Origin of the sequence: Qipengyuania algicola (assembly GCF_042492175.1) — a bacterium.
GTDB lineage: Bacteria > Pseudomonadota > Alphaproteobacteria > Sphingomonadales > Sphingomonadaceae > CAJXSN01.
On record NZ_CP170453.1, the window covers coordinates 64,093 to 77,065 of the forward strand.

13 protein-coding genes are annotated in these 12,973 nt (G+C 61.1%); 1 reads left to right on the forward strand and 12 read right to left on the reverse strand.

All coding sequences use genetic code 11. From position 1 onward, the window contains the following. Positions 1-7: 7 nt before the first annotated feature. The 10 genes from rpmE to pyrH all read right to left on the reverse strand — a co-directional run bounded on the left by rpmE (position 8) and on the right by pyrH (position 9,899). Positions 8-232 carry a 50S ribosomal protein L31 gene (rpmE, locus tag ACFCW2_RS00345; protein ID WP_379547321.1) on the reverse strand — a complete coding sequence of 75 codons (225 nt, stop codon included), beginning with the start codon at positions 230-232 and terminating at the stop codon, positions 8-10. A 558-nt stretch (positions 233-790) separates the two neighbouring features. Continuing rightward, a complete protein-coding gene (fabZ, locus tag ACFCW2_RS00350; protein WP_379547322.1) occupies positions 791-1,243 on the reverse strand; it encodes a 3-hydroxyacyl-ACP dehydratase FabZ in 453 nt (150 codons plus the stop codon). 29 nt (positions 1,244-1,272) lie between these two features. Continuing rightward, complete coding sequence (locus ACFCW2_RS00355; RefSeq protein WP_379547323.1) at positions 1,273-1,947, reverse strand: OmpH family outer membrane protein; 675 nt, start codon at positions 1,945-1,947, stop codon at positions 1,273-1,275. Beyond that, positions 1,947-4,649 (reverse strand): outer membrane protein assembly factor BamA, encoded by a 2,703-nt coding sequence (gene bamA, locus ACFCW2_RS00360; RefSeq protein ID WP_379547325.1) that lies wholly within the window; start codon positions 4,647-4,649, stop codon positions 1,947-1,949. The genes ACFCW2_RS00355 and bamA overlap by 1 nt, the downstream gene beginning before the upstream one ends. A 163-nt stretch (positions 4,650-4,812) precedes the next feature. Further along, positions 4,813-5,928, reverse strand: coding sequence for an RIP metalloprotease RseP (gene rseP, locus ACFCW2_RS00365; protein WP_379547327.1), 1,116 nt, complete (start codon positions 5,926-5,928; stop codon positions 4,813-4,815). Further along, complete coding sequence (gene dxr, locus ACFCW2_RS00370) at positions 5,929-7,080, reverse strand: 1-deoxy-D-xylulose-5-phosphate reductoisomerase (protein WP_379547328.1); 1,152 nt, start codon at positions 7,078-7,080, stop codon at positions 5,929-5,931. Between the two features lie 4 nt (positions 7,081-7,084). Then, a complete protein-coding gene (locus ACFCW2_RS00375; RefSeq protein WP_379547329.1) occupies positions 7,085-7,795 on the reverse strand; it encodes a phosphatidate cytidylyltransferase in 711 nt (236 codons plus the stop codon). Beyond that, positions 7,782-8,423, reverse strand: coding sequence for a polyprenyl diphosphate synthase (gene uppS, locus ACFCW2_RS00380; protein ID WP_379548993.1), 642 nt, complete (start codon positions 8,421-8,423; stop codon positions 7,782-7,784). The genes ACFCW2_RS00375 and uppS overlap by 14 nt, the downstream gene beginning before the upstream one ends. Positions 8,424-8,585: 162 nt before the next feature. Continuing rightward, complete coding sequence (gene frr, locus ACFCW2_RS00385) at positions 8,586-9,143, reverse strand: ribosome recycling factor (protein ID WP_379547331.1); 558 nt, start codon at positions 9,141-9,143, stop codon at positions 8,586-8,588. A 42-nt stretch (positions 9,144-9,185) separates the two neighbouring features. Next, on the reverse strand, positions 9,186-9,899 hold the full coding sequence (pyrH, locus tag ACFCW2_RS00390) for a UMP kinase (RefSeq protein ID WP_379547333.1): 714 nt from the start codon (positions 9,897-9,899) through the stop codon (positions 9,186-9,188). 159 nt (positions 9,900-10,058) lie between these two features. Here pyrH and ACFCW2_RS00395 point away from each other — a divergent pair, with 159 nt between their 5' ends. After that, positions 10,059-10,805 carry a metallophosphoesterase gene (locus ACFCW2_RS00395; RefSeq protein WP_379547335.1) on the forward strand — a complete coding sequence of 249 codons (747 nt, stop codon included), beginning with the start codon at positions 10,059-10,061 and terminating at the stop codon, positions 10,803-10,805. A gap of 61 nt (positions 10,806-10,866) precedes the next feature. Here the strand turns inward: ACFCW2_RS00395 and tsf are convergent, their stop codons facing one another. Then, positions 10,867-11,793, reverse strand: coding sequence for a translation elongation factor Ts (gene tsf, locus ACFCW2_RS00400; protein ID WP_379547337.1), 927 nt, complete (start codon positions 11,791-11,793; stop codon positions 10,867-10,869). A 128-nt stretch (positions 11,794-11,921) separates the two neighbouring features. Continuing rightward, positions 11,922-12,659 (reverse strand): 30S ribosomal protein S2, encoded by a 738-nt coding sequence (gene rpsB / locus ACFCW2_RS00405; RefSeq protein WP_379547338.1) that lies wholly within the window; start codon positions 12,657-12,659, stop codon positions 11,922-11,924. Positions 12,660-12,973 lie beyond the last annotated feature (314 nt).

Sequence of the window (12,973 nt, forward strand, 5' to 3'; positions counted from 1 at the left end):
AAGAAGTTTACTTCTTGAGCGAAAGCCCGCCGAAGCGCTTGTTGAAGGCTGCGACGCGGCCGCCTTCCTGAATCTGCTGCTTGCCGCCGGTCCACGCCGGGTGGCTGGTGGGATCGATGTCGAGCGTCATCGTATCGCCTTCCTTGCCCCAAGTGCTGCGGGTCTGGAATTCGGTGCCATCGGTCATCTTGACCGTGATGGTGTGGTAATCGGGATGTCCTTCGGCCTTCATGGCGGTGTGTCCTTAAAGCTTGTGCCCGGTTCCGACCGGACGCGCTGTGAATAGAGAAGGCGCGGCTAATAGAGGTTTGCGCCCTAATTGCAAGCGTTGGTAAGCGCGCCTTGTTTGCTTTTCGCACCTGCATCCGCAGGCGCATCCTCGGTGCTGTTTCGACCTTTCAGGTCGAGCACCTGCGGGGCGGCCGCGTGGCCTTGCGGAGCCTCTAGGCCCCGGCCCATTCCAAGCACTGGTTGGCCAGCAGGCTTGGCCCCCTCCCCCAATATCCGTTCGCCCTGAGCCTGTCGAAGGGCCCCGAATTTGGCGAAGCGTCAGAAAGAAGCGCAATCCTTCGACAAGCTCAGGATGAACGGGTTTGGGGTGTTGCTTTAGGTTGGGCATGCCCCGCTCTGCTTTCGGCGGCGCTCTAGAACGCGGACCGTGCTTTGCAGCAAGCTCTTTGGCTTGGAATGGTTCGGCACCGAGAGGCGACGACAGCGCGCGACCGCGCGCCGCCGCTTATGCGGCGCAGCAAGGGGTGCGGATGCACCCCGCCCGCAGGGTCAAAACAAACTAACTCGGATCTGCAATCATCGCCGTAAATTCGGCTTCGCTATGCACCGCACCTTCGACGCTCGCCTTGCCTTTGAACTTGTAGACACGGCTGCGTTTCTGGGTGAATTCGACCTCCAGATCGAGCAGGCAGCCTGGTGTCACGGGCTTGCGGAACTTCGCGTTCTCGATGCCCATGAAGAACACCAGCTTGCCCGTTCCGGCCAGCTCCAATGTCTCGATGCCAAGGATCGCGGCGGCCTGCGCCATGGCCTCGATCTGCAAAACACCGGGCATGATCGGCTGGCCGGGGAAATGGCCCTGAAAGAAATCCTCGTTGAAGGTCACGCCCTTCACTGCGTGGATCCGCTCGCCCAGATCAAGCGACTTCACCCGGTCGACCAGCAGCAGGGGATAACGATGCGGCAATGCCTCCAGCACGCGCCGGATGTCATACGGCTTGTCAGCGTCCATCGTTTCCCCCTGCCCCGGTTCTATTTGGCTTAGCGGCCGGTCGGCTGCTGCGCGGCTGCACCCTGCTGGGCAGCCTGAGCGGCCTGCTGCTGGGCGAGACCGGCAAGAATTTGCTGGATCGACTGCTGCAGAGCCAGCGATTCGCGGCGCGGACGCCAGTTTGCCGGCGGTGCGGCCTGCACGGTCGGCAGGCGCTGGTCCAGAACGGCGAGAATGTCGCTCGTGACATCGGCAGCGTCGGACACATACTGCACGCCGTCAGCCGGCAGCATCAGCTGGATGCCCTTGGACGAGATGACCTGCTGCTGCGCGTTGTTGTAATCCAGCAGCAGCTGCTCGACCACATAGGTCTGCGCCAGCGTGATCGGCTGGCCGGTCTGCGCAATCTGCTGCAGTTTCTGCTGAACCTGTGTGGTCACGCCCTGATTGGCGGCCGCTTCGGCATCGGTCACCTGGCCATCGCCATTGGTGTCGAGGCTCTGCTGCAGCGTCTGCGCTTCCTGACGCATCGTGTTGATCTGCTGGATCTGGCCAGCATAGGTCTGGGCGATCTGGGTGTAAGCGGCCTGACGCGCAGCCGAGCGGAGGAAAACCGCTTCCGGGCTGCTTACGGCGATGCCGCTAACCTGCGCCGCGGCAGGCGCACCGGCCACAGTGGCGGCGGCAATGCTGGCGGCTGCGAGTGTTTTGGCAAGAGTTTTCATTAGAACTGTGTTCCTACGTTGAATGACAATGTTTTGGTGTCGTCGCCCGGCTGCTTCTTAAGCACGCGGGCAAAATCAATCCTGAACGGACCGAAAGGCGAGTTCCAGTTGACCCCGATGCCCACGGATACGCGCGGCGAAGAGGAATCGCCCAGGAAGACTTCCTGGAACGGGTCAATCGTCTGGTTAAGCGGCTGGTTGGGGGTGCCGTTGGTTTGTGCCGGGTCCAGCGTGGGCGAGCCATCGGGACCGATGAAGATGGGGTTTCCGTCACCATCGGTTTGCTGGAACGAGAGGCCACCGGGGAACGGGCTGTTCTGCAGCACTGGCTCGGTCACATTCCACAGCGCGCCGACATCGACGAACAGCGAAGGACGCAGGCCCAGCTCGCGCACGCCCGAACCCAGCGGAATCTCCAGTTCGGCGCGGCCAAGGTAGTAGGCGTTGCCGCCAATGGCATCGTCGGCCACCCGGTTGCGATCGGTAATGATCAGCGGGTTGCCTTCGCCATCATCGACAATCGGCTGACGCAGAACGCGCGGGCCGACACCGCGAATGTCGAAGCCGCGAATTTGCGGCTCGCCAAGGAAGAAACGGTCCGTCAGCAGGACATCGTCGACACCGGCACCCTGGCGATCCTTCAGACCTTTGATATATCCGCCCTCGCCCTGCAGCGAGAAGATAAAGCCATTGAAAACAGACCAGTATTTCGCCGCCTTGCCGCGAATACGGGCATATTCGACCGACCCGCCAAGACCGGCATATTCGCCGGTGATGCTGACGCTTTCCCCGCGTGTCGGGCGGAACCGGCTGTTGAGCGAGTTGTAATTCAGCGTCAGGCCGGCGATCGAGCTGGTCCGCGAACCCAGCGAGTCGCACAGGAAGCGGCCCGCCAGCAGCGGTTCACACGTGGCCACGCCATCACCATCGAAGTCGGCAAAGAACTGGTTTTCGTCCAGCGAGACCTTGTCGTGGTTCAGCGTGTAGCTAGCGATCAGCGACATATACTCGGTTAGCGGCACACCTGCCCGGATCGAGCCGCCGGTCGTGGTCTGCTCGAACGTCGTGTTGCGGTCGTTGTTGGTGAAGTTGAAGCTGTTGAAATCGCGGCGGTACAAATCGACGCCCATCGAGATGTTCCGGTCGAACACATAGGGTTCGCTGAAATTGATCCCGGCAGAGCGCGAGAAGCGCGACCAGTTGACCGAAGCACCCACCGTCTGACCGCGGCCACGGAAGTTGCGTTCGCGGATAGAGGCCGCCAGCAGGAAGCTCTCGATGGAGGAGAAACCGGCCGAAAGTTGCAATTCACCGGTCGGCTGGTCTTCGACATTGGCTTCCAGAACAATCCGGTCCGGCGCAGAGCCTTCCTTCTGCTCGATCTCGAAGTTTTCCTGGAAGAAGCCCAGCGAATTGATCCGGTTGGTCGAACGCGCAACTTGCAGGGAGTTGAACGCATCGCCCTCGGCCAGACGCATTTCGCGGCGGATCACCTTGTCCTGCGTCAGCGTGTTGCCGTTGATGTCGACCCGCTCGACATAGACGCGCGGTGCCTCGCGCAGGACGAAAGCGACGTCCATGGTCTTGCTGTCGCGATTGCGCGAAAACTCCGGCTGCACATCGGCGAATGCATAACCGAACGTGCCGGCGAGTTCGCTCAGCTGTTCGACTGTATCTTCGACCAGTTTGGCATTGTAGCCATCGCCGGTCTTCATCGGCAGATTAGCGCTGAGGCCTTCGCTGGAGAAGTCGCGCAGCTGGCTGTCGACGCTGACTTCGCCGAAATCGTACTTCTCGCCCTCTTCCACCACATAGGTGATGATGAAGTCGCGCTTGTCCGGCGTCAGTTCGGCCACAGCCGACACGACGCGGAAATCGACGTAACCCTCGGTCAGGTAGAACTCGCGCAGTTTCTGCTGGTCGAATGCCAGACGGTCAGGGTCATAGCTGGTGTTGGACGACAGGAAGCTGGTGAGCCGCGCCTGTTTGGTGACCATTTCACCGCGCAGAGTGCCGTCGCCGAACACCTCGTTGCCGATGATATTGATCTGGCGGACCTTGGACTTGGGCCCTTCGCTGATCTCGAACACCAGATCGACACGGTTCTGGCTGAGCTCGACAATCTTCGGCTCGACCGTGGCGGCAAAGCGTCCCTGACGCTTATACAGCTCGATGATGCGGGCCACGTCGGCGCGGGTTTTCGAGCGGGTGAAAATCTGGCGCGGGGCCAGTTTGATCTCGGGCAGGATCTTGTCGCTATCCAGCCGGTCATTCCCTTCCAGAATGATCCGGTTGATCACCGGGTTCTCGACCACCGTGATAAGCACGGCGCCGCGATCATTGCGGATCGAGAAATCGGAGAACAGCTCGGTATCCGCCAGTTCCTTCAGCGTCTGGTCGCCCAGTGCCGCAGTGTAGGTCTGGCCGGGACGAATGCGGATATAGGACAGGATCGTCTGCGGCTCGAGACGCTGCGCGCCGGAGACGGAAATGGTCTGGATGACGTCCGCTTGCGGAGCCTGAACGACGGGCGCTTGCCCGCTTTGCGCTTCCTGCGCGGTCGGCAGAGTGGCGGGATCGCCGGCGCTTTGAGCCAGCGCGCCGGATGGCAGCCCCGCCAGAATGGTGCCGGAAAGCAAGGCGAGCGCAAAAGTGCCCTTTTTGTGCGCGGCCATGGCGCTACGCATCGGTGTGCCGTTCATTTCGGAAAAATTCCCGTCCATAGGTTTTCGGTCCGGCCGTCAGATCCATCGTGATTTCGCCGGTCACAAGAAGCAATTGTCGCCAATGCCCGATGCGGTGCGCGCAATCAAGAAGCTGGTACCCGATACGACCCGCCTTTTGTCCTGCCTGAACCCCGATCCCTCACCCGAAGAGCGAGAGCGAAGCCAGATCATTGAATGTGACGAACAACATCAACATCAGCACCAGGGCCATTCCCGTCCGGTACGCCATTTCCATCCCCCGCGCACCAACCGGTTTCCGGCGAACCGCCTCCGCTGCATAAAAAGCGAGGTGCCCACCATCCAGAGCGGGGATTGGCAGCAGATTAATGAATGCCAAATTAAGCGATATCAGCGCCGCGAAGTTCACAAAGGCCAACCAGCCGAGGCTGAGCTGCTCGCCGGAATATTTCGCAATCTTGATCGGCCCGCCCAGCTCTTTCACCGACCGGTCGCCCGAAACGATCTGGATGATACCGGTCACCATCATATCGACCAGACCCATCGTCTGGTCCCAAGCAATCACCAGTGCCTGCACCGGGCCGACAGAGGTGATTTCCGGAGCGCCCGAGGCAACACCCAGCCTCCCGATGCGGGATTCGTTGCCGAACTGGTCGGTCTCGACCACGCTGGCGATCTTGACCGGGATTTCCATCTGCCGGTCATCGCGCTCGACAGTCAGGTTCACCGTCTTGTCCGGATACATCAACACCTTGCCGCCGATGTCCTGAAAGGAAGGGGTCGGATCGCCATCGATGGCGATGATCTTGTCGCCCACTTCCATTCCGGCATCGCGCGCCGCAGACGTTTCCGCGAAACCGCCAATGGCGTTGGACGATTCGACCTGCCCGTAGGCGAGATTGAACGACGCAAAGATCGCCAGCGTCACGATCAGATTGGTCGCAGGCCCGGCAAACACGATCAGCGCGCGCTTCCACAGCGCCGCATATTGAAACGCGCCTTCGCGCTCGCTCGCGCTCAGCGTGTCGTCGGTGTCTGCCCCCGGAATGCTGGCCGGGTTCATATCGCCCTTGAACTGGACATAACCGCCCAGCGGCAGGGCCGAGATTTTCCACCGCGTCCCGTGCTTGTCCGTCCGGCCCCACACTTCCTTGCCGAAACCGATGGAGAACGCCTCCGCCTTCACGCCGAACCATTTGCCGACCAGATAATGGCCAAGCTCGTGCACAGTAATCAGCGGCCCCAGCAGCAGCAGGAAACCGAGGATCCACATCCAGAAAGGGGTCGATTCGAACATTCAGGCGCTCTCTAGCATAGCCGACGCTTTTTCGCGCGCTGCGGCATCGACGGCCATCACATCGGCCAGCGATCCGGGCGCTGCGGGTGTGTAGTCGGTCAGGGTCTGCTCCACCATTACCGCGATCCGGGTGAATGCGATCTTACCGGCGAGAAACGCGGCCACCGCCACTTCATTGGCAGCATTGAGCACTGCCGGGGCCGCCCCGCCCGCCATCGCGGCATGGCGCGCCAGACGCGTGGCGGGGAAGCGGGTCTCGTCGGGCGCTTCGAATGTCAGCGAGCCTATTGCGGGCAAATCCAGCGGTTCGCAGGGCGTATCCATCCGGTCAGGCCAAGCAAGGCAGGAGGCAATCGGCACCTTCATGTCCGACGGCCCCAATTGCGCCAGCGTCGATCCGTCGCGATATTCGACCATGGAGTGAATGACGCTTTGCGGGTGCACCACGATGCGCAGCCTATCGAGGCCGACGGGGAACAGGTGATGCGCCTCGATCAGCTCCAGCCCCTTGTTAAACATACTCGCGCTATCGACGCTGATCTTTGCGCCCATATCCCAATTGGGATGCGCCACCGCCTGTGCCGGAGTGGCCGCTTCCAGCTCGGCCTGCGACCAGGTCCGCAACGGCCCGCCGCTCGCGGTCAGCGTTATCCAGCGCACATCTTCGGTCTTGCCGCCCGCAAGGCACTGGAAGATCGCGTTGTGTTCAGAATCCACCGGCAGCAATGTCGCGCCATATTTGGCAACGGCGGCGGTCATCACTTCGCCTGCGGAGACCAGCGCTTCCTTGTTCGCCAGCGCAATGGTGTTGCCCTGCTCTATCGCCGCCATCACCGGCTCCAGCCCCGCGCATCCAACAATCGCGGCAACTGTGATATCGGCGGTTGTCCGGGCGGCATCGCACAGGGCTGCCGCCCCGCCCGCGCTTTCGATCCCCGATCCCGCCAGCGCCTCGCGCAAATCCGCAAGGCAGCTTTCATCCGCCACCACCGCCAGCTCGGCATCGAATTCGCGGGCCAGTCTCGCGAGTTCGCCTGCGCTGCAATTGGCCGTCAGGACTTTGACGTCCCACGCGCTGCGATCTTGCCTGACAAGGTCCAGTGTCGATGTGCCGACCGAGCCTGTGGCCCCAAAGATGGAGAGACTGCGCATCGGATCAGGTAAACGTCGCGCCGATAAAGCCGGCGATCAGCGCCACCGGCAGCAGGCCGTCGGTCCGGTCGAAGAAACCGCCATGGCCGGGGATCAGATTGGAGCTGTCTTTCACTCCCGCTTTGCGCTTCAGCCAGCTCTGGAAGAAATCGCCGAATTGCGCGGTGATCGCGAGAATCGCGCCGACAACCGCTGCACCGGCGGCATCGGGCCAGGCCACTGCGAACAGCTCGCCCCACGTCTTGTAGCCGCTGGTGTAGTGAAACGCGCCGACCATCAGGATCAGAAAAACAGCGGCTAACAGCATACCGCCGAAAAGGCCGGCCCATGTTTTGGACGGGCTGATCGAGGGCGCGATTTTCGGCCCGCCAATGCCACGGCCCATAAAGTAAGCGCCGACATCGGTCGCAATGACCACGCCCACAGCGGCGAGCAGATAGTAGGAATCGAGCCCGACAATCACCATCCCGGCCAGCCCGATGTAAAACGCGCCTGCGACAATCCCGGCAATGCGATAGGCCGGATTGTCGGTCGCCTTCAGAACCAAGCGGACAAATTCCGCAAAAGTGACCAGCGTTACCGCAACCACGAACGCATCGAACCACAGCTCGCCAGCTGCAAACGCGCCGAACAATACCGCGAGCATGACCAGCGCAGAAACGAGGCGCACGCCCAGATCGCTCTTCTTTTTCGGCTGGACTTCAGCGTCCACCATAGCGCCGCTCCCTCTGCGCGAAATCATCGAGCGCCTGCTGCAGATGCTCCGGCGCGAAGTCGGGCCACAGGGTATCGACAAATGCCATCTCGGCATAGGCGGCCTGCCACAGCAGGAAGTTCGAAAGCCGCACTTCACCACTGGTGCGGATCAGCAGATCGAGCGGCGGTAGATCTGCAGTGTAGAGATGCGCGGCGATGCTTTCTTCGGTCACCTCGCCAGACGCCGCGGCCTTGGCAGCTGCCGAGGCAATTTCCTGCTGCGCCCCGTAATTGAGCGCGACGGCCAGCGTATGCGTCCCGCCTGCAGTCTGCTCCAGAGCATCCTCCAGCATGGCGACGATATCGGGCGCCAATCCCTGCCAGTCGCCGATGATCTTCAGGCGCACATTGTTGGCGACAAACTCCGGCAAATCCGATTTGATGAACTTGCGCATCAGGTTCATCAGATCGTCGACCTCTTCTTCGGGCCGCTTCCAGTTTTCGGAGCTGAACGCATAGAGCGTCAGGCAGTCGATGCCCATATCGCCGACGCTGCGCACCAGCTTGCGCACGGCCTCTACGCCGCGCTGGTGACCGACCGCGCGGGGCAGCCCCTTGCGCTTCGCCCAGCGGCCATTGCCATCCATGATGATGGCAACGTGGCGTGCATGGTTTTCGTCAGTCAAAAGCCCCCTCCTCTTCAGAGGAGGGGGTTTGGGGGTGGTGCAAGGCGCAATCGCTGCTGGCGCAGCGCAACCACCCCTCGATCCCCTCCTTTGAAAAGGAGGGGAGGAAAACGCCGGACGCGTTCACTGGGTCAGGATTTCCTTTTCCTTCGCCTCTGCGGCGGTGTCGGCATCGGCGACATATTTATCGGTCAGCTTCTGGACCTCGTCCTCGGACCGCTTGCGCTCGTCTTCGGAAATTTCCTTCTTCTTCTCGTCTTCCTTCAGCGCTTCCATCCCGTCGCGGCGGACATTGCGGATCGCGATTTTCGCGTTCTCGGCATAGGAGCCTGCCAGCTTGGCCAGTTCCTTGCGGCGCTCCTCGGTCAGATCGGGCATGGGCAAGCGCACGGTCTGGCCGTCAGTCATGGGGTTGAGGCCCAGATTGGCCTTGGAAATGCCCTTCTCCACCGCGCTCACATTGCTCTTGTCCCACACCTGCACGCTCAGCATGCGCGGCTCCGGGGCGGAGACGGTGGCGACCTGGCTCAGCGGCATCATCGAGCCATAGACTTCGCATACGACGGGATCGAGCAGGCTGGTGTTGGCGCGGCCCGTGCGCAGACCGCCCAGATCGCCTTTCAGGCTCTCAACAGCGCCCTGCATCCGGCGTTCGATATCGGCTTTGTCAAATTTGGCCATGTCAGGCTCTCCGGTTCCTCGTCGTTTTTTACTGGGTCGTTTTTACTGGACGATTGTCTGCGTGCCCTCGCCATTCAGGATGCGGGCCAGATTGCCCTTCTCCCGGATCGAGAACACTACAATCGGTATCTGGTTATCGCGGCACAGCGCCACGGCAGAGGCATCCATCACTTTCAGATTATCTGCCAGCACGCGGTCGTAACCCACGGTATCGAAACGCTTCGCATCAGCGTTCTTCTTGGGGTCGCTGTCATAAACCCCGTCCACGCTGGTGCCTTTCAACAAGGCATCGCAGCGCATTTCCGCCGCGCGCAGGGCTGCACCGCTGTCGGTGGTAAAGTACGGCGCGCCCACGCCCGCTGCAAAGATAACGATGCGCCCCTTTTCCAGATGGCGCTCGGCGCGCCGGCGGATCACCGGCTCGCACACCTTGTCCATCTCGATGGCGGATTGCACGCGGGTCGGCACGCCCAGCTGCTCCAGCGCATTTTGCATGGCGAGCGCGTTCATCACCGTGGCGAGCATGCCCATATAGTCGGCCTGCGCCCGGTCCATCCCCTGCGCCGCGCCGGCCATCCCGCGAAAGATATTGCCTCCGCCAATGACAAGGCAGATTTCGAGGCCGGTATCCTTGGCCGCCTTCACTTCCTGCGCCAGCTCGGCGACGAAAGCGGGATCGATGCCAAAGTCCTGATCGCCCATCAGCACCTCGCCCGAAAGTTTCAGAAGGACGCGTTTGGCAGTGGTCAGAGGCATGGGGCGCGGGTTTTCCGTGTTGCTGTAAGGCTGCGCGGTCCTTAGCCATGAAGAGTGAGACGCGCAAAGGGAAAGCCAAGTCGGATGTTGCGGAGATGGCTATTGCTCGCCTTCGCGGCATTGACCGTCACGGCCATAGGCAAAATGTCGCATGATACGATGGCTCAACCAGTCATCCGTACGATCACGCTGCCAATGCAGTTGTCTCACACACCCGACCGGCGCATCGTTCTGCTTGCCGATATTCATGTCGCGGGACCTGACATGCCCCCATCCCGCCTCACAGAGATTGTTGCGCAGGTTGGCGAGCTCGAGCCTGACATAGTGCTCTTCGCCGGAGACTTCGTGAGCGATAAGCGAACAGCCACGCGGCATTATCCGGTCGGAGAGGCACTTGCTCCTCTCGCCGGGTTGCCGGCCTCCGCAGTAAAGCTGGCCGTGCCCGGAAATCACGACCATTGGCGCGATGTGGAGGCTATCGAAGAGGCGTTGGTACAGCACCGGATTGGCATGTTACGCAACGAAGTGTCCAATGTCGGCGGGCTGCTCGTCGCAGGCCTCGACGACGACTTTACCGGACGCGCGAGGCTCGCCGATGTTCTGACCCAGTTAGAACCGTTCGGGGGACGGGCACTGTTCCTCAGCCACAGCCCTGACCCCTTCGCGCAGCTGCCGCCCGGCAGTGGCATCATGCTGGCGGGGCATACCCATTGCGGTCAGATCGGCTGGCCGTGGGGCGGAGCACCAGCGACAATGTCGCGATACGGGGACCGGTACGCTTGCGGAGTGGTTCGTGAGAACGGCAACACCCTCGTCGTAAGCTCTGGGCTTGGCACCAGCATTCTACCGGTGAGGATGTTCACCCGGCCAGAAATTTGGGTGATCGATCTGGTCCCGCCGAAATGAAAACGCCCGCCAGACCCAATGGTCCAGCGGGCGCTTTTCAAAGCAAGCAATCGCCTAAGAATTAGCCCTTCAGCGTCGCAGCAACCTCGGCTGCGAAATCTTCCTGCTTCTTCTCGATGCCTTCGCCGAGCTGGAAGCGGACATAGTCCTTCAACACGATGGTCTTGCCGGCATCCTTGCCAGCCTTGGCCACCACGTCGGCGATCGGGGTCTTGTTGTCGATCACGAACAGCTGCGAGAGGAGAGCGTTTTCCTTGGCAAACTTCTTGATCGCGCCTTCGACCATCTTTTCCTGCACGTTTTCAGGCTTGCCGCTTTCGGCTGCCTTTTCCTGTGCAATCGCGCGTTCGCGCTCGATCACGTCTGCGTCGAGGCCGTCTGCGTCCAGCGCCTGCGGGAAGGCAGCGGCAATGTGCATGGCCAGCTGCTTGCCCAGCGGCTCCAGCACGTCGGCACCGGCATCGCTTTCCAGCGCGACCAGAACACCGATCTTGCCAAGGTTAGCCGCAGCAGCGTTGTGCATATAGGGCACGACCATACCGCTGGAGACAGACACGCTCTTCATCCGGCGGATCTGCTGGTTCTCGCCAATGGTGGCCACGTTATCGGTCAGCTTGTCGGCCACGGTGCCGCCGCCGGGATATTCCATACCCTTCAGCGCTTCGACATCGTCGCTATCGGCCTTGAGGCCGGTTTCGGTGACCTTGCGGACGAAATCCTGGAACTGGTCGTTCTTCGCAACGAAGTCTGTTTCGGAATTCACTTCGACTGCGACACCATTGGTGCCTTCCACAGCGACGCCCACCAGCCCTTCGGCAGCGGTGCGGCTGGATTTCTTCTGTGCAGCGGCGAGGCCTTTTGCGCGCAGAGCGTCAACAGCGGCTTCGATGTCGCCGCCGGTTTCGGTCAGCGCCTTCTTGGCGTCCATCATGCCCGCGCCGGTCTTTTCGCGCAGGGTCTTTACATCGGCGATAGAAAAATCGGCCATGTCATCAATTCCTTGAGTTTGAATTGGGGAGGTTTGAATTGGGGGATACAGCTGACGGGGCCGCACAATGCAGCCCCGCCTCGCATAGTCTGTGAACGGGTGGCCTGTTCAGCCTCCCGAATAAAAGGTCAGGCGGCCGCTTCGGCTGGCGGATTGAGCATCTCGCCTGCTTCGTCGTTCTTGCCCTTCTTGCCCGCTGCCGCCGCTTCACCGAACGCTTCGGAGTAGAGACGCACAGCGCGGGCTGCATCGTCATTGCCCGGGACAGGGAAAGCGATGCCGTTGGGATCGACATTGGTGTCGAGAATGCCGACGACCGGAATGCCCAGAACGTTGGCTTCCTTGATCGCCAGGTCTTCCTTGTTGGCGTCGATCACGATCATGACATCGGGAATGCCGCCCATATCGCGGATGCCGCCAAGGGACAGTTCCAGCTTGTCGCGCTTGCGCGTCAGCTGCAGGACTTCCTTCTTGGTCAGGCCGCTGGTGTCGCCCGACAGCTGCTCTTCAAGCGTTTTGAGTTCCTTGATCGAACCGGAAATCGTCTTCCAGTTGGTGAGCATGCCGCCCAGCCAGCGGTGGTTGACGAAGTGCTGGCCGCTCATCCGGGCCGCTTCTGCCATCGGTTCCTGCGCCTGACGCTTGGTGCCGACAAACAGAACCTTGCCGCCTGCTGCGGCGGTGGAGGCGACGAAGTCGAGCGCGCGCGCCATCAGGGGCACTGTCTGCGACAGGTCGATAATGTGAACACCGTTGCGAGCGCCGAAAATATACGGCTTCATGCGCGGGTTCCAGCGGTGGGTCTGGTGGCCGAAATGGGCCCCGGCCTCGATCAATTGCTGCATCGTGACGGTAGGTGCCGCCATAGTAAAATTCCTTTCCGGTTGTGCCTCTGGAAAGCGAGTGACCCGTGCGGAGATCCCGCAAACGAGCACCGGTATATAGTGCTTTCCATGTGGATTTCCCGGCGGAGATTGACTGCGGAAATGCGGCCATTCCCGGCGGGATGCGGCCCTTTAGCGCTGTGTTGGTGAGAAATCCAGCCTCAATTCGTCGCATAAGGGATTCCACTCATCGGGAATTCCCCTTGACAGGGCGGAACAAATAGAGAACATGGTGTTCTTCAAGGGAACAGATTGCACACTGTAACTGTTTCTCCACAAATATCCACAGGCTTTCG

What these genes read in the sequence shown, in the direction of transcription:
- rpmE (WP_379547321.1), bottom strand. Translation starts at nt 232, where the DNA reads ATGAAGGCCGAAGGACATCCCGATTACCACACCATCACGGTCAAGATG.
- fabZ (WP_379547322.1), bottom strand. Translation starts at nt 1,243, where the DNA reads ATGGACGCTGACAAGCCGTATGACATCCGGCGCGTGCTGGAGGCATTG.
- ACFCW2_RS00355 (WP_379547323.1), bottom strand. Translation starts at nt 1,947, where the DNA reads ATGAAAACTCTTGCCAAAACACTCGCAGCCGCCAGCATTGCCGCCGCC.
- bamA (WP_379547325.1), bottom strand. Translation starts at nt 4,649, where the DNA reads ATGAACGGCACACCGATGCGTAGCGCCATGGCCGCGCACAAAAAGGGC.
- rseP (WP_379547327.1), bottom strand. Translation starts at nt 5,928, where the DNA reads ATGTTCGAATCGACCCCTTTCTGGATGTGGATCCTCGGTTTCCTGCTG.
- dxr (WP_379547328.1), bottom strand. Translation starts at nt 7,080, where the DNA reads ATGCGCAGTCTCTCCATCTTTGGGGCCACAGGCTCGGTCGGCACATCG.
- ACFCW2_RS00375 (WP_379547329.1), bottom strand. Translation starts at nt 7,795, where the DNA reads ATGGTGGACGCTGAAGTCCAGCCGAAAAAGAAGAGCGATCTGGGCGTG.
- uppS (WP_379548993.1), bottom strand. Translation starts at nt 8,423, where the DNA reads ATGGATGGCAATGGCCGCTGGGCGAAGCGCAAGGGGCTGCCCCGCGCG.
- frr (WP_379547331.1), bottom strand. Translation starts at nt 9,143, where the DNA reads ATGGCCAAATTTGACAAAGCCGATATCGAACGCCGGATGCAGGGCGCT.
- pyrH (WP_379547333.1), bottom strand. Translation starts at nt 9,899, where the DNA reads ATGCCTCTGACCACTGCCAAACGCGTCCTTCTGAAACTTTCGGGCGAG.
- ACFCW2_RS00395 (WP_379547335.1), top strand. Translation starts at nt 10,059, where the DNA reads ATGGCTCAACCAGTCATCCGTACGATCACGCTGCCAATGCAGTTGTCT.
- tsf (WP_379547337.1), bottom strand. Translation starts at nt 11,793, where the DNA reads ATGGCCGATTTTTCTATCGCCGATGTAAAGACCCTGCGCGAAAAGACC.
- rpsB (WP_379547338.1), bottom strand. Translation starts at nt 12,659, where the DNA reads ATGGCGGCACCTACCGTCACGATGCAGCAATTGATCGAGGCCGGGGCC.